The 17,549-nt window shown below is 71.5% G+C and carries 18 protein-coding genes and 1 riboswitch; of the genes, 12 read left to right on the top strand and 6 right to left on the bottom strand.

Going from position 1 to position 17,549, the window contains the following annotated elements:
• Positions 1-5: 5 nt before the first annotated feature.
• The 5 genes from cobN to cobJ are packed head-to-tail and all read left to right on the top strand — an operon-like array spanning position 6 to position 6,537.
• On the top strand, positions 6-3,260 hold the full coding sequence (cobN, locus tag BLV97_RS10185) for a cobaltochelatase subunit CobN (protein ID WP_035845391.1): 3,255 nt from the start codon (positions 6-8) through the stop codon (positions 3,258-3,260).
• Positions 3,257-4,420, top strand: a complete 1,164-nt coding sequence (cobG, locus tag BLV97_RS10180; protein ID WP_035845387.1) for a precorrin-3B synthase — start codon at positions 3,257-3,259, stop codon at positions 4,418-4,420. Before cobN ends, cobG begins: the two co-directional genes overlap by 4 nt.
• Positions 4,404-5,033 (top strand): precorrin-8X methylmutase, encoded by a 630-nt coding sequence (locus BLV97_RS10175; RefSeq protein ID WP_035845384.1) that lies wholly within the window; start codon positions 4,404-4,406, stop codon positions 5,031-5,033. The genes cobG and BLV97_RS10175 overlap by 17 nt, the downstream gene beginning before the upstream one ends.
• A 2-nt stretch (positions 5,034-5,035) precedes the next feature.
• On the top strand, positions 5,036-5,791 hold the full coding sequence (locus tag BLV97_RS10170) for a precorrin-2 C(20)-methyltransferase (RefSeq protein ID WP_035845382.1): 756 nt from the start codon (positions 5,036-5,038) through the stop codon (positions 5,789-5,791).
• Positions 5,788-6,537, top strand: a complete 750-nt coding sequence (gene cobJ, locus BLV97_RS10165; RefSeq protein WP_035845380.1) for a precorrin-3B C(17)-methyltransferase — start codon at positions 5,788-5,790, stop codon at positions 6,535-6,537. Before BLV97_RS10170 ends, cobJ begins: the two co-directional genes overlap by 4 nt.
• Here cobJ and BLV97_RS10160 read toward each other — a convergent pair.
• Positions 6,498-7,262, bottom strand: coding sequence for a cobalt-precorrin-6A reductase (locus tag BLV97_RS10160; protein ID WP_035845378.1), 765 nt, complete (start codon positions 7,260-7,262; stop codon positions 6,498-6,500). The two genes, cobJ and BLV97_RS10160, sit on opposite strands and share 40 nt — an antisense overlap.
• Positions 7,263-7,338: 76 nt before the next feature.
• Between BLV97_RS10160 and cbiE the strand changes: the two genes are divergently transcribed.
• The 7 genes from cbiE to BLV97_RS10125 all read left to right on the top strand — a co-directional run bounded on the left by cbiE (position 7,339) and on the right by BLV97_RS10125 (position 13,851).
• A complete protein-coding gene (gene cbiE / locus BLV97_RS10155) occupies positions 7,339-8,532 on the top strand; it encodes a precorrin-6y C5,15-methyltransferase (decarboxylating) subunit CbiE (RefSeq protein WP_092164050.1) in 1,194 nt (397 codons plus the stop codon).
• A complete protein-coding gene (locus BLV97_RS10150; protein WP_035845374.1) occupies positions 8,529-8,894 on the top strand; it encodes a cobalamin biosynthesis protein in 366 nt (121 codons plus the stop codon). Before cbiE ends, BLV97_RS10150 begins: the two co-directional genes overlap by 4 nt.
• Positions 8,891-9,673 (top strand): precorrin-4 C(11)-methyltransferase, encoded by a 783-nt coding sequence (gene cobM, locus BLV97_RS10145; protein ID WP_035845372.1) that lies wholly within the window; start codon positions 8,891-8,893, stop codon positions 9,671-9,673. Before BLV97_RS10150 ends, cobM begins: the two co-directional genes overlap by 4 nt.
• A complete protein-coding gene (locus tag BLV97_RS10140) occupies positions 9,670-10,992 on the top strand; it encodes a cobyrinic acid a,c-diamide synthase CobB (RefSeq protein ID WP_092164049.1) in 1,323 nt (440 codons plus the stop codon). Before cobM ends, BLV97_RS10140 begins: the two co-directional genes overlap by 4 nt.
• The gene (gene cobA, locus BLV97_RS10135) at positions 10,989-11,720 is read left to right on the top strand and encodes a uroporphyrinogen-III C-methyltransferase (RefSeq protein ID WP_035845354.1); all 732 of its coding nucleotides are present in this window, start codon (positions 10,989-10,991) and stop codon (positions 11,718-11,720) included. Before BLV97_RS10140 ends, cobA begins: the two co-directional genes overlap by 4 nt.
• Positions 11,717-12,496, top strand: a complete 780-nt coding sequence (gene cobF, locus BLV97_RS10130; RefSeq protein WP_051646236.1) for a precorrin-6A synthase (deacetylating) — start codon at positions 11,717-11,719, stop codon at positions 12,494-12,496. The genes cobA and cobF overlap by 4 nt, the downstream gene beginning before the upstream one ends.
• A riboswitch (cobalamin riboswitch) is annotated at positions 12,489-12,697 on the top strand. (Overlaps the previous gene by 8 nt.)
• A 56-nt stretch (positions 12,698-12,753) precedes the next feature.
• Positions 12,754-13,851 carry a HoxN/HupN/NixA family nickel/cobalt transporter gene (locus tag BLV97_RS10125; protein WP_051646235.1) on the top strand — a complete coding sequence of 366 codons (1,098 nt, stop codon included), beginning with the start codon at positions 12,754-12,756 and terminating at the stop codon, positions 13,849-13,851.
• Between the two features lie 73 nt (positions 13,852-13,924).
• Here the strand turns inward: BLV97_RS10125 and BLV97_RS10120 are convergent, their stop codons facing one another.
• From BLV97_RS10120 to rpmH, 5 genes are all read right to left on the bottom strand, one after another.
• On the bottom strand, positions 13,925-15,478 hold the full coding sequence (locus tag BLV97_RS10120) for a putative bifunctional diguanylate cyclase/phosphodiesterase (protein WP_051646234.1): 1,554 nt from the start codon (positions 15,476-15,478) through the stop codon (positions 13,925-13,927).
• 78 nt (positions 15,479-15,556) lie between these two features.
• Positions 15,557-16,468 carry a tRNA 2-thiocytidine(32) synthetase TtcA gene (gene ttcA, locus BLV97_RS10115; RefSeq protein ID WP_035845357.1) on the bottom strand — a complete coding sequence of 304 codons (912 nt, stop codon included), beginning with the start codon at positions 16,466-16,468 and terminating at the stop codon, positions 15,557-15,559.
• On the bottom strand, positions 16,461-16,748 hold the full coding sequence (gene yidD, locus BLV97_RS10110; protein WP_051646233.1) for a membrane protein insertion efficiency factor YidD: 288 nt from the start codon (positions 16,746-16,748) through the stop codon (positions 16,461-16,463). Before yidD ends, ttcA begins: the two co-directional genes overlap by 8 nt.
• Positions 16,745-17,185, bottom strand: a complete 441-nt coding sequence (rnpA, locus tag BLV97_RS10105; protein WP_035845352.1) for a ribonuclease P protein component — start codon at positions 17,183-17,185, stop codon at positions 16,745-16,747. The genes yidD and rnpA overlap by 4 nt, the downstream gene beginning before the upstream one ends.
• Before the next feature lie 23 nt (positions 17,186-17,208).
• Positions 17,209-17,343 (bottom strand): 50S ribosomal protein L34, encoded by a 135-nt coding sequence (gene rpmH, locus BLV97_RS10100; protein WP_035845350.1) that lies wholly within the window; start codon positions 17,341-17,343, stop codon positions 17,209-17,211.
• Positions 17,344-17,549 lie beyond the last annotated feature (206 nt).

The raw sequence follows: 17,549 nt of genomic DNA, 5'->3' as shown, positions 1-17,549 counted from the left end.
CCGCGATGCATGTCGTCTTCCGCGAAAGCCACGGCCTGGACGAGACCGAGACCCCCTATGATCCCGGGCAGGACCCCGCGGATCTGGTGGTTCTGTCGTTCTCGGACAGCGACCTGGGCGCCTTCGCGGCGGGATGGCATCGGGCGCGGGACAGCGGCGCGGCGCTGCCCACGCTGCGGCTGTGCAACCTGGTGGCACTGCGCCATCCGCTGTCGGTCGATGCCTATGTCGAACGCACCCTGTGCGGCGCGAAGGCCGTTCTCGTGCGGCTGATCGGCGGCGAGGCCTATTGGCCCTATGGCCTTTCTTCCCTGCGCGACCTCGCCCAGCGTCGCGGCGTCGCGCTGGCGGTGCTGCCCGGCGACGGCCGCGAGGACCCGACGCTCGATGCGTTCTCGACCGTGCCGGTCTCGACGCTGCGGCGGCTGTCGGCGCTGTGCGAGGCCGGAGGCGCGGTGGCGGCGCAGGCGGCGCTGGCGCAGCTTTCGCTTGCCGCGGGCCTTTACGCAGGGCCCGTGCCCGGCCTCAAAAGCCTGCCCGAGGCCGGGATCTACCTGCCCGGCCGGGGCGTGGTGGCCGCCCCGCCCGAAGGCCCCGGCCCCCGGATCGCGGTGACCTTCTACCGCGCCTATCTTGCCGCCGCCGACACCGGGCCGGTGGATGCCCTGATCGCCGGCCTGACCGACGCAGGCTTTGCCGCCTACGGCCTGTTCGCCACGTCGCTGAAGGCCGAGGGCCCGGCGCGTTGGCTGGCCACCCATTTCACCGCACATCCGCCGGCGGCGATCGTCAACGCCACCGCCTTCTCGGCCCAGGGGGCGGACGGGATATCGCCGCTGGATGGGCCGGGCGTGCCGGTCTTTCAGGTCGCGCTCTCGACCGCGCGGCGGCGCGACTGGGCGGCCTCGGAACGTGGCCTTTCGCCCGCCGACCTGGCCATGCACGTCGTGCTGCCGGAAGTCGACGGGCGCCTGTTCGCCGGCGTCGTCAGCTTCAAGGCGCCGGCCCCGCGCGACCCGGATCTGCAATTTTCGCGCTTCGCGCATCGCGCGGCGCCGGATCTGGTGGCGCAGGCCATCGGCCGGATCCGCGGCTGGCTGCGGCTGGGTGCCACCCCGATGGGCGGGCGCGATCTGGCGATGATCCTGTCCACCTACCCCGGCCGCGCCGACCAGATGGCCCATGCGGTGGGCCTGGATACCCTGGCCTCGGCCGAAACCCTGCTGGGGGACCTTCACGCAGAGGGCTACCAGACCACCCCCGTTCCCGCCCTGGCCCGACGCTTGCGCGAAGATAGCCTGACCTGGCCGCTCGATGCCTATCGCGCGGCCCTGGCCACCCTTCCGCCTCAGATGCGGGACGCGCTGCACGCCGCCTGGGGCCCGCCCGAACACGACCCCGCCCTGCGCGACGGCGCCTTCCACTTCTCCGCCATCGAGGCCGGCCGCGTCCTGATCGCGCTGCAGCCCGAGCGCGGCCGCCGCAAGGGCCGAGAGGACGCCTATCACGACCTGGCCGCCACGCCGCGGCACGGCTATGTGGCTTTCTATCTGTGGCTTCAGTCGCGCGCGCCGCATGCGCTGATCCACATGGGCGCGCATGGCACGCTGGAATGGCTACCGGGCAAGTCGGTGGCCCTGTCGCGCGAATGCTGGCCGGCGCGGCTGACCGGAGACATCCCGGTGATCTACCCCTTCATCGTCAATGACCCGGGCGAGGCCGCGCAGGCCAAGCGCCGGATCGGGGCGCTGACGCTGGGCCACCTGCCGCCGCCGCTGGCCACCGCCGAACTGCCCGAGAACCTGGCCCCGCTGGAACGGCTGCTTGACGAATATTCCACCGCCGACGGGCTGGACCCGGCCCGCCGCACCCGGCTGATCGGCGCGATCCGCGACGAGGCCCGCGCCCGCGGGGTCGAGGACGACCTTCGCCTGCCGCCCGGCGCCAGCCCGGCCGAGGCGATCACCCGCATCGACCGCTTCGTCTGCGACCTGAAGGAAAGCCGCTTCGGCGAGGGGCTGCATATCTTCGGCCGCGGCGCCTGCGGCCCCGAGGAACGCGCGGGAATGCTGGACGCGCTTGCCGGGCGCCGCGTCGCGCCGGGTCCGGCCGGCTCTCCCGGGCGGGGGCGGTCGGACGTGCGCCCCACGGGGCGCAACCTCTTCGCCGTCGATCCGCGCGCGGTGCCCAGCCGCGCAGCCCACGCCCAGGGCGTGAAACTGGCCGAGGAACTGATCCGGCGCCACCTGCAGGACCATGGCGACTGGCCGCGGGGGCTGGTGGTCGATCTGTGGGGGTCGGCCACCATGCGCACGGCGGGCGAGGAATTCGCGATGGCCCTGCATCTGGCCGGCCTGGCGCCGCGCTGGGACGCGGACAGCGGCCGGGTAAGCGGCTTCGAGGTGATCCCGCCCGCGCTGCTGAACCGGCCCCGGATCGACGTGACGCTGCGTGTCTCGGGTCTCTTTCGCGACATCTTCCCGGGCCTCGCGCAACTGTTCGAAGCCGGCTGCGCGGCTTTGGCCGAGCGCGACGAGGCCCCGGAAGACAACCCCTATGCGACGCGCGCGCCCCGGGTGTTCGGGCCCAAGCCCGGACATTACGGCATCGGGCTGGGAACCGATGCCGCCGACCTGACCCCCGAGGCACGCACCCGCGCGGGCGAGGCCTGGCTTTCGGCCTCGGGCTGGGCGATCGGGGCGGATGGCGCGGTGCGCGAGGCCCGCGAGGCGTTGGAAAGCAGGCTTGCCGCGACCGATGCCTTCGTCCACCCCCAGGACCTGCCCGAAAGCGACCTGCTGATGGCCGAGGATTACGCCGCCCATCAGGCCGGCTTTGCCGCCGCGTTGTCGCGCCTGGGGCACCGGCCGGCGGCGCTGTATCACCTTGACGCGACCGACCCCGCGCGCCCCCGGGCCCGCGCGCTGACCGAAGAGATCGCCCGAACGGTGCGTGCCCGCGCCGCCAACCCCGCCTGGGCCGACGGCATGATGGCGCATGGCTTCCGGGGCGGGGCGGAACTGGCCGCCACGCTCGATCACATGGCCGCCTTCGCGCATCTGGCCGGCGCGGTGCCGGGCCATCTGTTCGATCTTTATCACGCCGCCACGCTGGACCGGGAAGAGGTCGTGACCTTTCTCGAACGCGAAAACCCCGCGGCCCTTGCCCGGCTGCGCGCCACCTTCCGCGCGCTGATCGAGGCCGGGCTGTGGGTCAGCCGCCGCAATTCGGTGGCGATCGGCACGGAGGCAGAGGCATGAGCGGGTTCAAGATCCGCGGCGCCTGTCCGGGCGCGCTTCGCCCGATGGCCTCGGCCGATGGGCTGGTCGTGCGCATCCGCCCACCCCTGGGCCGGCTGAGTCCCGCCCAGGCGCGCGGTCTGGCGCAGGTTGCCGCCAGTTTCGGATCGGGAGAGGTGGAACTGACCAACCGCGCCAATCTGCAGATCCGCAGCGTGGCCGAGGCGGCGCATCCCGATCTGATCGCCGCGCTCTCGCCGCTCGGCCTGATCGACCCGGACCCCGAGGCAGAGCGCGCCCGCAATCTGATCGTCACGCCTTTCCACCGCGCCGGAGACGGGACACAGGAACTTGCGCGGGCACTGACGGACGTGCTGCGCGCCGCACCACCGCTGCCCGCGAAATTCGGGTTGGCGCTTGACTGCGGCGAAGCGCCGGTGCTGGGCGGCGCCTCCGCCGATATCCGCGTCGAGCGCGGCGCCGAGGGCAGATTGCTGATCCGCCCCGACGGTTGCGACGGGGGTCAAGAGGTCCTGGCCGAAGAGGTTCCGGCGGCAGTGCTTTCGCTTCTGCGCTGGTTCGCCACCCAGGGGATCGGCGCCGACGGGCGCGGGCGGATGCGCGATGCCGCCGCCCGGCTGCCGGCCCCTCGACGCCCGGCATTCCCGGCGCGGGCCGCGCACCTTCCACCGGCAGGCCCCATCGCGGGCGGCCTGCTTGCCGCGGCGCGCTTCGGGCGCCTGCCCGCCGCCACCCTTGCCGCGCTCGCCGATTACGCGACAGAGCTTCGCCTTACGCCCTGGCGCGCGGTGTACCTGCCCGGCATCGACACTTTGCCCGACATGCCCGGCCTGATCACCGATCCGGCCGATCCGTTGCTGCGCGTCGCCGCCTGCACCGGTGCGCCCGGCTGCCCCCAGGCCCATGCCGAAACCCGCACGCTGGCCCAGGCGCTGGCCCCCCATCTGCCGCCGGGGCGGCATCTGCATGTCTCGGGCTGTGCCAAGGGCTGTGCCCATCCCGGCCCCGCCGACATCACCCTGACAGCCACGCCCGAAGGCTTCGCGCTTGCCCATCGCGCCCGCGCCGCCGACCCGCCCGCGCGAAGCGGCCTGAACGCCGCGATGCTCATTGCCTCCCCTTCCCTCCTGTTCCGGACCGACGATGCCCCATTTCTATGAAACCGACGGCGCGGCGATCTACCGCCAATCCTTCGCCACGATCCGGGCCGAGGCCGACCTGGGCCGCTTCACCCCGGAAGAAGAGGTCGTCGTGGTGCGTATGATCCACGCCCTTGGCTTCGTCGGGCTGGAGGCACAGGTTGCCTTCACCCCCGGCATGGCGGTCGCGGCCCGCGCGGCGCTGGAGGCCGGCGCCCCGATCCTGTGCGACGCGCGCATGGTCAGCGAAGGCATCACCCGCCCGCGGCTGCCCGCCGGCAATCAGGTGATCTGCACCCTGCACGACCCGCAGGTGCCGGACCTGGCCGCCCGGCTGAACACCACCCGCAGCGCCGCCGCGCTGGAATTGTGGCGCCCGCACCTGGGCGGCGCGGTGGTCGCGATCGGCAATGCGCCGACCGCGCTTTTCCATCTGCTCAACATGCTGGAGGATCCCACCTGCCCGCGCCCGGCGGCGATCATCGGCTGCCCGGTCGGCTTCGTCGGCGCGGCGGAATCGAAGGACGCGCTGATGGCCGCGCCGCCCGCGCCGTCGCTGATCGTGCGCGGACGGCTGGGTGGCTCTGCCGTCACCGTGGCGGCCATCAACGCGCTTGCCAGCCGAAAGGAATGACCATGGGCCGCATCGTCTGTACCGGGCTTGGCCCCGGCGACCCCGATCTGATCAGCCTGCGCGCCGACCGGCTGATCCGCGCCGCGCGGCATGTCGCCTATTTCCGCAAGGCCGGACGCACCGGCCAGGCGCGGCGCATCGTCGAGGGGATGCTGCGCCCCGATTGCGCGGAATACCCGATGGAATACCCGGTCACGACCGAGCTTGCCTTCGACAGCGCCGAATACAACACCTGCCTCGCAGATTTCTACGACGGCTGGGCGAACCGGCTGGCCGGCCTCGCCCAAACCGAGGAGGTGCTGGTGCTGTGCGAGGGAGACCCGTTCTTCTACGGCTCCTTCATGCATCTTCAGATCCGCCTTGCGGGCCGCGCCGAGGTCGAGGTCGTGCCCGGCATCACCGGCATGTCGGGTTGCTGGACGGCGACGGGACGCCCGATCACCTGGGGCGACGACGTGATGACGGTGCTTGCCGGAACCCTGCCTGAAGCCGATCTGGTGCGCCACATGCGCGCCGCCGATGCGCTGGTGGTGATGAAGACCGGGCGCAACCTGCCCAAGATCCGCCGCGCGCTGGCCGCCGCAGGACGGCTAGAGGCCGCCTGGTTGGTCGAGCGCGGGACAATGCCGCAAGAGCGCATCCTGCGTCTCGCTGAAATGCCCGAAGGCGACTGCCCCTATTTCGCGCTGGTCCTCGTCCACGGTTCGGGCCGCCGGCCGATGGCGGCGGCGACGCCCGCCGAGGCGGCCGCGCAATGAGCGGCTGGCTGGCCATCGCGGGGCTTGGTCCGGGCGACGCGGCGCTGGTCACCCCCGAGGTGCAGGCGGCGCTTGACGCCGCGACCGACGTGATCGGCTACATCCCCTATGTCGCCCGCGTGGCGCCCCGGCCCGGGCTGACCCTGCATCCTTCCGACAACCGGGTCGAGATGGACCGCGCCCGCCATGCGCTGGAACTGGCCCAGGGCGGCGCCCGGGTGGTCGTGGTCTCGTCGGGCGATCCCGGCGTCTTCGCCATGGCCGCCGCCGTGTTCGAGGCCTTGGAAGATGCGCCCGCATGGCAGTCGCTCGACATCCGCGTGCTGCCCGGGATCACCGCGATGCTTGCCGCCGCGGCCCGCGCGGGCGCGCCGCTGGGGCATGATTTCTGCGCGATCAACCTGTCGGACAACCTCAAGCCCTGGGATCTGATCGAGCGCCGCCTGCGGCTGGCAGCCGAGGCCGATTTTGCCATGGCGTTCTACAATCCACGTTCGAAATCCCGCCCCCAAGGCTTCCAGCGCGCCCTGGAAATCCTGCGCGACGCCTGCGGGCCAGAGCGGCTGATCACCTTCGCCCGCGCGGTGTCCACCCCCGACGAGCGGCTGACCACCGTGACCCTGGCCGAGGCCTCCCCCGAAATGGCGGACATGCGCACGGTCGTGCTGGTCGGCAATTCCACCACCCGCCGCGTCGGGCGCTTCGTCTATTCCCCGCGATGTGTGGAAGCGGGGGGCGCGGGATGACCCAGCCAGCGCATCACCTCGGCAACACTGCCCGCCACCTGCCGCGCGGGCAGCGCGGGCCGGTCGATCATCACCACCGGCAGCCCCAGCGCGCGGGCAGCATCCAGCTTGGCCCGCGCCCCCGCGCCGCCGGCGTTCTTGGCCACGATCAGGTCGATCCGGTGATCGCGCAGCAGCGCCGTATCGCCCGACAGATCGAAGGGGCCGCGCGCGATCACGACTTCGGTGCGCGGCAATGGCAGGGCGGCCTCGGGCGGATCGACAAGACGCAGAAGGTAAAGATGATCGGGCCGCGCGGCGAAAGATGCAAGCGTCTGACGGCCGATCGCCAGGAAGACCCGCGCCGGTGCTTCCGGCAACGCCGCAACCGCGGCCTCGGTATCGGCCACGGCGACCCAGCGGTCGCCTGGCCCGGCCTGCCAGGCGGGGCGTTCCAGCGCGATCAGCGGCACGCCGGTGGCGCGGGCCGCCGCGACGGCATTGCAACTGATCTGCGCGGCGAAGGGGTGGGTCGCATCGACCAGATGGGTGATGCGCTCGGCCCGCAGCCAGTCGGCCAGCCCCTGCGGCCCTCCGAAACCGCCGACGCGGATCGGCAGCGGCTGGGCCGCCGGCGCGCGGGTGCGCCCGGCATAGGAAAGCACCGCCTCGATCCCCGCATCGGCCAGCGCGCGCGCCAGGGCGCTCGCCTCGCTGGTGCCGCCCAGAACCAGAACCCGTGCCATCCGCGGCCCTTTCCGTCCATTGCCCGCCCCGAGCAATGCCGCGACCGGGCCGCGCCTGCAAGCACGGAGCGCGCCGATGCCTGACCCTTGGCTTTCGATCATCGGGCTGGGCGAGGACGGGCTGACGGGCCTAGGCGCGCCGGCCCGCGCGGCGCTGGACGCGGCCGAGGCCATCTTCGGCGGCCCGCGCCATCTGGAACTGGCCGTCGCCGGCGACAGGGGGCGGCCCTGGCCGGTGCCCTTCGCGCTGGCCCCGGTGCTGGCGCTGAAGGGGCGGCCGGTCGCGGTGCTGGCCTCGGGCGATCCATTCTGGCATGGCGCGGGCGGCAGCCTGGCGGCACGGCTTGACCCCGGCGAATGGCGCGCCTTTCCCGGCCCCTCGACCTTCTCGCTTGCCGCCGCCCGGCTTGGCTGGCGGCTGGAGGAAGTCGCCTGCCTTGGTCTTCATGCCGCGCCATTCGCTCGCGCCCTGGACCACCTTGCGCCCGGCGCGCGGCTGATCTGCCTGATGCGCGACGCCGCCGCGCTGCCCGAATTCGCGGGCTGGCTGGTGACGCAGGGTTTCGGCGCCTCGCGCCTGTGGCGATTGCAGGCGCTTGGCGGGCCGCGCGAAGAGATCACCGAAACCACCGCCGCCGCCCTTGCGGCCAGCGCCCCCGCCGGGATCGCGCCGATCGCGCTGGCGGTCGAGGCCGCCGGTGCCCCCGGCTTGCCGCGCACCCCGGGCCTGCCGGACGCGCTGTTCGCCCATGACGGCCAGATCACCAAGCGCCCGGCCCGCGCGCTGACGCTGGCCGCACTCGCCCCGCGCCCGGCCGAGATGCTGTGGGACATCGGCTGCGGCTCGGGTTCGGTCGCGGTCGAATGGCTGCGTGCCGCCCCGCGCAGCCGCGCCGCGGGTGTCGAGGCCGATCCGACCCGCGCCGCCCGCGCGCGCGCCAATGCCGAAGCCTTCGGCCTGGGCGACCGCCTCAGCGTGACCGAGGCGCGCGCACCCGAGGGGCTGGAAGGCCTGCCGCGCCCCGATGCCGTGTTCATCGGCGGCGGCGCCGGCGAGGCGCTACTGACCCGGCTGTGGGAGATCCTGCCCGCAGGCACCCGCCTTGTCGCCAACGCCGTGACGCTGGAGACCGAGGCGCTGCTGACCCGCTGGTCGGGCGCCCGGGGCGGCACCCTGCTGCGGATCGAACTGGCCGAGGCGCAGCCGCTGGGCACAAGGCGCGGCTGGCACCCCCTGCGGCCGCTGGTGCAATGGAGCGTGACGCGATGAGGGTGGCCGGATTGGGATTTCGCGCGAATGCGCCGCTTGCCGCGCTGAAGGATGCCCTGGCGCGGGCCGGCGGCGGGCCGCTTGACGCGCTGGCCACCGCCGAGGCGAAGGCCGAGGCACCGGTCTTGCGCGCACTTGCGGCAGAATTGGGCCTGCCGGTCCTTGCCCAGTGGCCCGCGGCGCTGCGGGCCCAGACCACCGCCACCCATTCTTCGCGGATCGCCGCGCGGTACGGCACCGGCAGCCTGGCCGAGGCCGCGGCCCTTGCCGGCGCTGGGCCGGGGGCGCGGCTGATCGGCCCGCGCGCGATTTCCGCCGACCGCACCGCCACCGCCGCCATCGCCGAAAGGAACCCGACATGACCGTCCACTTCATCGGCGCAGGCCCCGGCGCGCCCGACTTGCTGACATTGCGCGGCCGCGATCTGATCGCGAGCGCCCCGGTTTGCCTGTATGCCGGATCGCTGGTGCCGCCCGGGGTTCTGGACCATTGTCCCCCCGACGCGCGGATCGTGAATACCGCGCCGCTCTCGCTGGACGAGATCATCGCCGAGATCGCCGCCGCCCATGACGCGGGCCTTGACGTGGCGCGGCTGCATTCGGGGGACCTGTCGGTCTGGTCGGCGATGGGCGAACAGCTGCGCCGCCTGCGGGCCCTGAACATTCCCTATGACGTCACCCCGGGCGTCCCCGCCTTCGCCGCCGCCGCCGCCACGCTGGAGACGGAACTCACCCTGCCGGGCCTGGCGCAATCCGTGGTGCTGACCCGCACCTCGGGGCGTGCCTCGCAGATGCCGCCGGGCGAGACGCTGGCGAATTTCGCGGCCACCGGGGCGACGCTGGCAATTCACCTTTCAATCCACGTCCTTGCCCGCGTGGTCCAGGAACTGGCCCCGCATTACGGGCCCGCCTGCCCGGTCGCCGTGGTCTGGCGCGCCTCGTGGCCGGACGAACGGGTGCTGCGGGGCACCCTCGGCACCATCGAGGCGGCGATGGACGGCGCGATCTCGCGCACCGCGCTGATCCTGGTGGGGCCGGCGCTGGCGGGCGAAGGTTTCGACGAAAGCCGCCTTTATGCGGGCGATTACGATCGCCGCTACCGCCCGGTCGGGCCCAGCCCGCGTTTTCCGGAGGCGCAATGATCACCGACGCGCTTCCCCCGGGCCTGCTGATCTCGGCCCCCGCCTCGGGGACCGGGAAGACCACGCTGACGCTGGGCCTCGCCCGCGCGTTGCGCGACCGGGGCCTGGCGGTGCAGCCGTTCAAATCCGGGCCGGATTACATTGATCCCGCCTTCCACACGGCGGCCTCGGGGCGGGTGTCGGTGAACCTGGACAGCTGGTCGATGCCCGCCGGGCAGATCGGGGCCGAACTGACCCGCGCCGAGGGCGCCGACCTGATCCTGGCCGAAGGGTCGATGGGCCTGTTCGACGGGGTCGCCACGCCGGGCGAGACGGGGACCGGCGCCAGCGCCGACATCGCCGCGTTGGCGGGCTGGCCGGTGATTCTGGTGCTTGACGCCAGCGGCCAGGCGCAAAGCGCCGCCGCCACCGCCAGGGGCTTTGCCAGCCATAGGCCCGGCGTCACCCTCGCGGGTGTGGTGCTGAACCGCGTCGCCAGCCCCCGGCACGAGGCCCTGCTGCGCGCGGGAATGGAAGAGGCGGGCATCCAGGTTTTCGGCGCGCTTCCCCGCGCCGCCGACATAGAGATGCCCGCGCGCCACCTGGGGCTGGTGCAGGCCGAGGAACACCCAAGGCTCGATCCGCTGCTTGCCGCTGCCGCCCGACTGGTCGAGGCTCATTGCGATCTGGACGCGATCCTAGCCGCCGCGGCCTGCGGCCCTCGCCCGCAGGCGCGACCGGCGGTGCCCCACCCACCCGGCCAGCGGATCGCGCTGGCCCGCGACGCGGCCTTTTCCTTCGCCTATCCGCATCTGGTGGACGGCTGGCGCGCGGCGGGGGCCGAGATCCTGCCGTTCTCTCCGCTGGCCGACGAAGCACCCGACGCGCGCGCCGATGCCTGCTGGCTGCCCGGCGGCTACCCCGAGCTTCACGCCGGGCGCCTGGCCGCCGCGACCCGCTTCCGCGCGGGTTTGCGCAACTTCGCAGAAACCCGTGCGGTGCATGGCGAATGCGGCGGCTACATGGCGCTTGGCGCGGGACTTGTCGATGCGGATGGCACCCGGCACCAGATGGCCGGGCTTCTGGGCCTGGTCACCAGCTTCGCCAAGCGCAAGATGCACCTCGGCTACCGCCGCGCCCGGCTGGCGGCGCCGCTTTTCGACCTGCCGCCGGGGACCGCCCTGGCGGGACATGAATTCCACTATGCGACGCTCTTGGACCAGCCGGACGCCCCGCTGGCCGAGGTTACCGACGCCGAAGGCCGCCCCGTCCCCGAGACCGGATCGCATCGCGGGCGGGTCAGCGGCACGTTCTTCCACTTGATCTCGGTGCCCGCATGACCGGTTTCGTCTCTTTCGTCTCTTCCGGGCCCGGCGATCCGGAGCTTCTGACCCTCAAGGCCGTGCGCCGCCTGGCCGAGGCCGACGCGGTGCTGTTCGACGACCTGTCGGCCGGGCCGATCCTTTCCCACGCCCGGCCCGAGGCGGATCTTGTGGGGGTGGGCAAGCGCGCGGGGCGGACCTCGCCCAAGCAGGACCAGGTCAGCTGGCTGCTGGTCGATTACGCCAGGGGCGGCGCCCGGGTGGTGCGGCTGAAATCGGGCGACGCGGGGATCTTCGGGCGGCTGGAAGAGGAGGTCACGGCGCTGCAAGAGGCCGGGATCGGGTTCGAGATCGTGCCTGGCGTGCCCTCGGCCTGCGCCGCTGCGGCTGCCGCCGGGATCCCGCTGACGCGGCGGATCTGCGCGCGCCGGGTGCAGTTCGTCACCGGCCACGACGTGACCGGCGGCCTGCCCGAGGGGCTGAACATGGCGGCGCTGGCCGATCCGGGGGCGACGACCGTGGTCTATATGGGCAAGCGCACCTTTCCGGCGCTGGCGCAGGCGCTGATCGCGGCGGGGCTGCCGCACGGGACACCTGCATTGCTGGCCGAATCGATCGGGCATCCGGATCAGGGCCTGACGCGCAGCACCGTCGGCGCGCTGGCCGAGACGCTGACACAAGCCGTCGGCACCGCCCCCGCGCTGATCCTTTACGGGCCGCTGGCCGGCGCGGAGGCTGCGCCATGACCACGCTTTCGCTGATCGGCATCGGCACGGGCAACCCCGAGCATCTGACGCTGCAGGCGATCCGGGCGCTGAACGCGGCCGACCTGATCCTGATCCCCCGCAAGGGCGCGGCCAAGGCGGATCTGGCCGAGCTGCGCCGCAGGATCTGCGACGAGGTGCTGACCGCACCCGCGCCCCGGATCGCGGAATTCGACCTGCCCCGCCGCGACGCCGCCCATCCCGATTATCGCGCCGGGGTCGAGGATTGGCATGGCGCGATCGCCCGGGTCTGGGCCGGGGCGATCGCGGCGCAATCGCCGGCCCCCGGGCGGGTCGCGCTGCTGGTCTGGGGCGATCCCTCGCTTTACGATTCGACCCTGCGCATCGCCGCGCGGCTGGGTCACGCGGTCGAGGTGATCCCCGGCATCACGGCGATCCAGGCGCTGACCGCGGCACATGCGATCCCGCTGAACCGCATCGGGGCGCCTGTCACCATCACCACCGGCCGCCGCCTGCGCGACCATGGCTGGCCCGACGGGGTGGACAGCCTGGTGGTGATGCTTGATGGCGATTGCGCATTCCAGACGCTCGACCCCGCAGGCATCGGCATCTGGTGGGGCGCCTATCTGGGCATGGCCGAGGAGATCACCGAAGCCGGCCCCCTGGCCGAGGCCGCGCCGCGCATCATCGCCGCCCGGGCCGCCGCCCGGGCCCGTCACGGCTGGATCATGGATGTCTACATCCTGCGCCGTGGCGGGGATCTGAACGAGGAACAGGAGGTGCCGACACAGCAATAAGTCATCGACAGGTTCCGCCACGGCCAAGCCGGGCGGATGAAAAGGGAACACGGGAGGGCGGACCAAATGAGGGCCCGATCCGTGGCTGCCCCCGCAACTGTAGCGGCGACTGTCGTCCGAACGGCCACTGGCTAACGCCGGGAAGGCCGGGCGACAGAAAGACCCGCGAGCCAGGAGACCTGCCTGTCCGAACCGATCCGTTGGCCCCGCGGGGCCAGACAACCAAGCGGCACGGAGGGTGCCGCGAAGGAGAAATCATGTACGACACGATCCCGGCCGCGCCGCCGAAAGGCGCCTCGGCCAATCTCGGTCTGCGACGCAGGATCACGGCGATGAGCGCCGCGCTGGTGACCGTCAACCTGGCGCTCTGGGCCCTTGCGCTGGTCAGCTTCGGGGACGATCCGGTGCTTTTGGGCACCGCGCTTCTCGCCTATAGCTTCGGCTTGCGTCACGCGGTCGACGCAGACCATATCGCGGCGATCGACAACCTCACGCGCAAGTTCATGCAGCAGGGCCGCAGGCCCGTGTCGGTCGGGCTATGGTTCTCGCTGGGGCATTCCAGCGTCGTCCTCATCCTGTCGGCAGTGGTGGCGGGCACGGCCTCGGTCCTTCAGGCGCCGGAATTCGCCGAGTTGCGCTCTGTCGGCGGGGTGATCAGCACGCTGGTATCGGCCGGCTTCCTGATGGCGATCGCCGCCGTGAACCTGATGCTGATGCGCGGCACATGGCAAAGCCTGCGCGCACTGAACCGCGGCGCGGCGCCGCGCGAAGGCGATCCGGCCCTCGGCTTCTCCGGTGGCGGCATCCTGACCCGGGCATTCAGCCGGCTGTTCCGGATGGTCGACCGCAACTGGCAGATCTATCTTCTGGGGTTCCTCTTCGGCTTCGGCTTCGACACCGCGACCGAGATCGGCGTACTCGGCATCTCGGCCACCGGCGGGGCACACGGGCTGCACCCGTGGGAGATCATGCTGTTTCCGCTGCTATTCTCGGCCGCGATGGCACTGGTCGACACGGCCGACGGGATGCTGATGCTGGGCGCCTATCAATGGGCCTATGTCGAACCGCGCCGGAAGCTGGTCTACAACCTTGTCATCACCGGGCTTTCGGTGGCTGTCGCGTTGCTGATCGGGCTGGTCGAGACGCTGGGGCTGATCGGCGACAAGCTGTCGCTTTCGGGCGGCTTCTGGCAGGCGATGTCCGCGGCGACGGACAGCTTCGGCACCATCGGCTATGGCATCGTCGCCCTGTTCCTTCTGGGCTGGCTGGGGTCTTGGCTGTACGTCCGCCTCGGGGCCCATAAACGGGAAATCCGCGCGAGGGCAGGCCAGCCCGGCAGCGGGCCCCGGCCCTAAGGGGGCCAGGCAAGGGCACGGGGTAGCGCCGCAAGTCGCCCGTGGCGACCAGCCACGGCGATCTTGCGACGCCTCAGCCCGCGCGCTTGCCGATGCGCGCCATTGCCGCGGTCTGGCGGGCCCGGTGACGGGCAATCCAGGTGTCGGTGATCTCGAACCGCATCGGCTTGCCGATCCCGAACCCCTGTACATGGCCACATCCCAACTGCGCCAGAAGAGCGTGTTCGGCCGCGCTCTCGACACCTTCGGCGAGCGTTTCCAGCCCCAGTTGCTCGGCCATCGACAGGATCGCCGCGACCATCTTGCGCTGTTCGGCTTCCTCTTCCAGCCGGGTCACGAAGCTGCGGTCGATCTTGATGCGGCGCACACCGAAACGGCGAACCGCTGCAAGAGAGGCGTGGCCGGTGCCAAAATCGTCCAGGTCGATGCCGCAGCCCATCTTGGACACCGCCGCCAGATTTCGCACCACGACGTCGTTCTCGGTGCCGGCCACGACGGTTTCCAGCACCTCCACCGTCAGGCGCGAGGCCCCCAGACCGAAACGGTCCAGTTCCCATTGCAGGCGCTCGGGCAGATGGGGGTTGGCAAGATCTTCCTGGGTGAAGTTCACCGCCACGCTGGGAACGTCCAGCCCCTTCGCATCCCATTCCGACAGCGCCGTCAGCGCACCAAAAAGCATCACCTCGCCAAGCCGCTCGGACAACCCGGCTTCGGCCACCAGCGGCAGGAATTCGGCGGTCGGGATCATGCCGCGCTCGGGGTGGTCCCAGCGGGCCAGCGCCTCGAACCCCGAAAGCGCGCCGGTCTCGGTCGAGATTTGCGGCTGGAAATAGGGCCGTACCTGGCCGTTGCCAAGCGCGGTCTCCAACTGGTCGCGCAGGGATCTGCGATCGCTATGGGCGCGCTGCATGCTGTCAGACCACGCACGAACCGCCCCCGGACCATTGGCCAGCGCCTGTTTGGCGGCAATCTCGGCGGCGTCAAGCAGATCCCGCCCGCCCTTGTCCGGGGCCCGGGCGGCCAGGCAAAACCCCACGGAAGCGGAAACATGGACCCGCAGCGCGTCGATCGCGATCGGCACTGTCAGCGCCTGTTGCAGTCGCGTCGCCAATTGCAGCACGCTTTCCAGATCGATGCGCGCCACCGGCTGCAGGACCACGGCGAAGCTATCGCCCTCCAGCCGCGCGACGATGTCACCCCCGCGCAACACGTCATGCATCCGTTCCACGGTGCGGCGCAGCACTTCGCCACGGGCGGCATGGCCGTGACGATCCGTCAGCGTCCGCGCATCGTCGAGATGGATCACCAGACAGGCGGTGCTCTTGCCGCTTTGCCCCAGGCCGGCAAGGATCGCGTCCAGTGCGCCAACCAGCCCCTCGCGCAGGATCAGGCCGGTCGTGCCGTCCTGGGCCGCGCCCTCCGGAGGGCGGGCATCCACCTTGAAGGCGCCGCTCATCAGATACAATATCGGCAGGCCCAGCGCGGCCAGGATCAACGAGGCCTCGCCCCCCAGCCAGAAGGCGGCCAGCGTCACGGCCGGCAGAAAGGCCAGGTTTTCGGGCCGGCGCAACCCCTGCCCCAGCCGATAGAAGAAAATCGCCGCCCTTGGCGCCAGTTTGCCACGCATATCACCACCCGTCCTTGCGGGCGCACCCCTTGCCGCCCGGATCGTCGGAAAGGTTAGGAAAACGGGCTGAGAACTTTCTTAATCGCGGGCACCTAGTTGTGGCGGATTTTCCTCAAACCCGGCAGGCCCGTCCAGCGCGAGGCCGGCGAAGTCGAAAAGCCCCGGATCCAGCAGATGCGAGGGCCGCGCGTTCATCAGGGCGCGGAACATCACCTGACGGCGGCCGGGAGAACGCGCTTCCCAGCCATCGAGGATCTGCTTGACCTGCTGGCGCTGCAGCCCGTCCTGGCTGCCGCACAGGTCGCAGGGGATGATCGGATAGTTCATGGCGCGGGCGAAACGGTCGCAATCGGCCTCGGCGACAAAGGCCAGCGGGCGGTAGAGAAACAGATCGCCCTCTTCGTTCACCAGTTTCGGTGGCATGGTCGCCAGCCGTCCGCCGTGAAAGAGGTTCATGAAGAAGGTTTCCAGGATATCATCGCGGTGATGGCCCAGTACCACGGCCGAGCAGCCCTCTTCGCGCGCGATGCGGTAGAGGTTGCCGCGGCGCAGGCGCGAACATAGCGCGCAATAGGTTCGGCCCGCGGGCACCTTTTCCTTCACCACGGAATAGGTATCCTGGTATTCGATCCGATGCGGCACGCCCATCTTTTCAAGGAATTCCGGCAGCACCGTCGCCGGAAACCCCGGTTGCCCCTGATCAAGGTTGCAGGCCAGCAGATCCACGGGCAGCAGGCCGCGCCACTGCAATTCGTGCAGCACCGCCAGCAGGGTGTAGCTGTCCTTGCCGCCCGACAGGCACACCAGCCAGCGCGGCCGCGACGCCCCGGCCCCCGGCAAGACGGGATCGCGCACGCCCTCGTCCAGCATTCCATAGGTTTCGATCGCGGCGCGGGTCTCGCGCACCAGACGCTTGCGCAGCTTCTTGAATTCGGTCGTGGTCGGCGCGCCGCGGAAGAGGGGGTGGATCTCGTCGCCGTCGTCAAGCATCGGGGCCTCGGTGCGCATCTGGATGATCGGGGTGATGATCGTGGACATGTCCGGAATCGGCGCCGGGCACGGGATCGTACCCCGACCCGCCCCAGGGATGGCAGCGCGCGATGCGGCGCAGCGCCAGCCAGCCGCCCTTCAGCGCGCCATGGCGCTGCAAGGCCTCCAGCGCGTAGGCCGAACAGGTCGGCTGATAGCGGCAATTGCTGCCCAGCAGCGGCGAGATCACCAGCCGATAGACATGGACCGGCACCGCGAAGAGGCGCGCCAGGGGGCTCATGCGCCACGCTCCCGGACGGCGTGGACCCGCGCAAGCGCGGTCTGAAGGTCGGCCACAAGGTCGGCGAAGGGGCGATCCACCGTCGCGCCGGGGCGGCCGACAAGGACGTAGTCCCAGCCATCGCGGCCCAGGGCGGGCAGGACCTGCCGGGCCGCCGCGCGCAGGCGCCGCTTCGCGCGGTTGCGCGTCACCGCGTTGCCGATCTTCTTGGAGCAGGTGTAGCCCACGCGGATGCCCTGCGCGGCCTCGTCGCCGGCGCGGCGGCGGGCCTGCAGCAAGAACCCAGCGGCGCCCTGACGCCGGGCCCGCGCGGCGCGCAGGAAATCAGCCCGCTTGGCCAGCACGCTCAGCCGGGACTGCGGACATGCCGACACCGCCGGATCCCCCCCGGCTGTCCCGGCATCTGCCTGGGCCAAGGGGGGTGCCGACGGTGTCATGACAGTGTCGCCTATACCCGGCCTCAGGCCGAGAGATTCTTGCGACCCTTGGCGCGACGCGCGTTCAGGATCTTGCGGCCTGCGGCCGTCGCCATGCGGGCGCGGAAGCCGTGGCGGCGCTTGCGAACCAGGTTCGAGGGTTGGTAGGTGCGTTTCATCGCAAAGGCTCCGTCAGACCAGCCCCGCAATCACTGGGATTCGGGGCCTCATGCATTCGAAGCCCGTCCTTTACGCAGGCGCGGCGCGCAAGTCAACGCAGCGGCGGCGATTTTGTTGGGTCCGGCCCGCCCCGGCGACACGGTCCCGGGACATCCCGGTTGGAAAAGCGGCTGGGCGCGGCGCGCGCCGGCTTCCGACGGACAGG

Origin of the sequence: Allgaiera indica (genome assembly GCF_900106675.1) — a bacterium.
Taxonomy (GTDB): Bacteria; Pseudomonadota; Alphaproteobacteria; order Rhodobacterales; family Rhodobacteraceae; genus Acidimangrovimonas; species Acidimangrovimonas indica.
This window is presented reverse-complemented; position numbering and strand designations above follow the sequence as displayed.

What these genes read in the sequence shown, in the direction of transcription:
- yidD (WP_051646233.1), bottom strand. Translation starts at nt 16,748, where the DNA reads ATGAGCCCCCTGGCGCGCCTCTTCGCGGTGCCGGTCCATGTCTATCGG.
- cbiE (WP_092164050.1), top strand. Translation starts at nt 7,339, where the DNA reads ATGCCTGACCCTTGGCTTTCGATCATCGGGCTGGGCGAGGACGGGCTG.
- ttcA (WP_035845357.1), bottom strand. Translation starts at nt 16,468, where the DNA reads ATGCTTGACGACGGCGACGAGATCCACCCCCTCTTCCGCGGCGCGCCG.
- BLV97_RS10170 (WP_035845382.1), top strand. Translation starts at nt 5,036, where the DNA reads ATGGGCCGCATCGTCTGTACCGGGCTTGGCCCCGGCGACCCCGATCTG.
- cobM (WP_035845372.1), top strand. Translation starts at nt 8,891, where the DNA reads ATGACCGTCCACTTCATCGGCGCAGGCCCCGGCGCGCCCGACTTGCTG.
- cobN (WP_035845391.1), top strand. Translation starts at nt 6, where the DNA reads ATGCATGTCGTCTTCCGCGAAAGCCACGGCCTGGACGAGACCGAGACC.
- BLV97_RS10120 (WP_051646234.1), bottom strand. Translation starts at nt 15,478, where the DNA reads ATGCGTGGCAAACTGGCGCCAAGGGCGGCGATTTTCTTCTATCGGCTG.
- BLV97_RS10140 (WP_092164049.1), top strand. Translation starts at nt 9,670, where the DNA reads ATGATCACCGACGCGCTTCCCCCGGGCCTGCTGATCTCGGCCCCCGCC.
- BLV97_RS10160 (WP_035845378.1), bottom strand. Translation starts at nt 7,262, where the DNA reads ATGGCACGGGTTCTGGTTCTGGGCGGCACCAGCGAGGCGAGCGCCCTG.
- cobJ (WP_035845380.1), top strand. Translation starts at nt 5,788, where the DNA reads ATGAGCGGCTGGCTGGCCATCGCGGGGCTTGGTCCGGGCGACGCGGCG.
- cobG (WP_035845387.1), top strand. Translation starts at nt 3,257, where the DNA reads ATGAGCGGGTTCAAGATCCGCGGCGCCTGTCCGGGCGCGCTTCGCCCG.
- rpmH (WP_035845350.1), bottom strand. Translation starts at nt 17,343, where the DNA reads ATGAAACGCACCTACCAACCCTCGAACCTGGTTCGCAAGCGCCGCCAC.
- rnpA (WP_035845352.1), bottom strand. Translation starts at nt 17,185, where the DNA reads ATGACACCGTCGGCACCCCCCTTGGCCCAGGCAGATGCCGGGACAGCC.
- BLV97_RS10125 (WP_051646235.1), top strand. Translation starts at nt 12,754, where the DNA reads ATGTACGACACGATCCCGGCCGCGCCGCCGAAAGGCGCCTCGGCCAAT.
- BLV97_RS10175 (WP_035845384.1), top strand. Translation starts at nt 4,404, where the DNA reads ATGCCCCATTTCTATGAAACCGACGGCGCGGCGATCTACCGCCAATCC.
- BLV97_RS10150 (WP_035845374.1), top strand. Translation starts at nt 8,529, where the DNA reads ATGAGGGTGGCCGGATTGGGATTTCGCGCGAATGCGCCGCTTGCCGCG.
- cobA (WP_035845354.1), top strand. Translation starts at nt 10,989, where the DNA reads ATGACCGGTTTCGTCTCTTTCGTCTCTTCCGGGCCCGGCGATCCGGAG.
- cobF (WP_051646236.1), top strand. Translation starts at nt 11,717, where the DNA reads ATGACCACGCTTTCGCTGATCGGCATCGGCACGGGCAACCCCGAGCAT.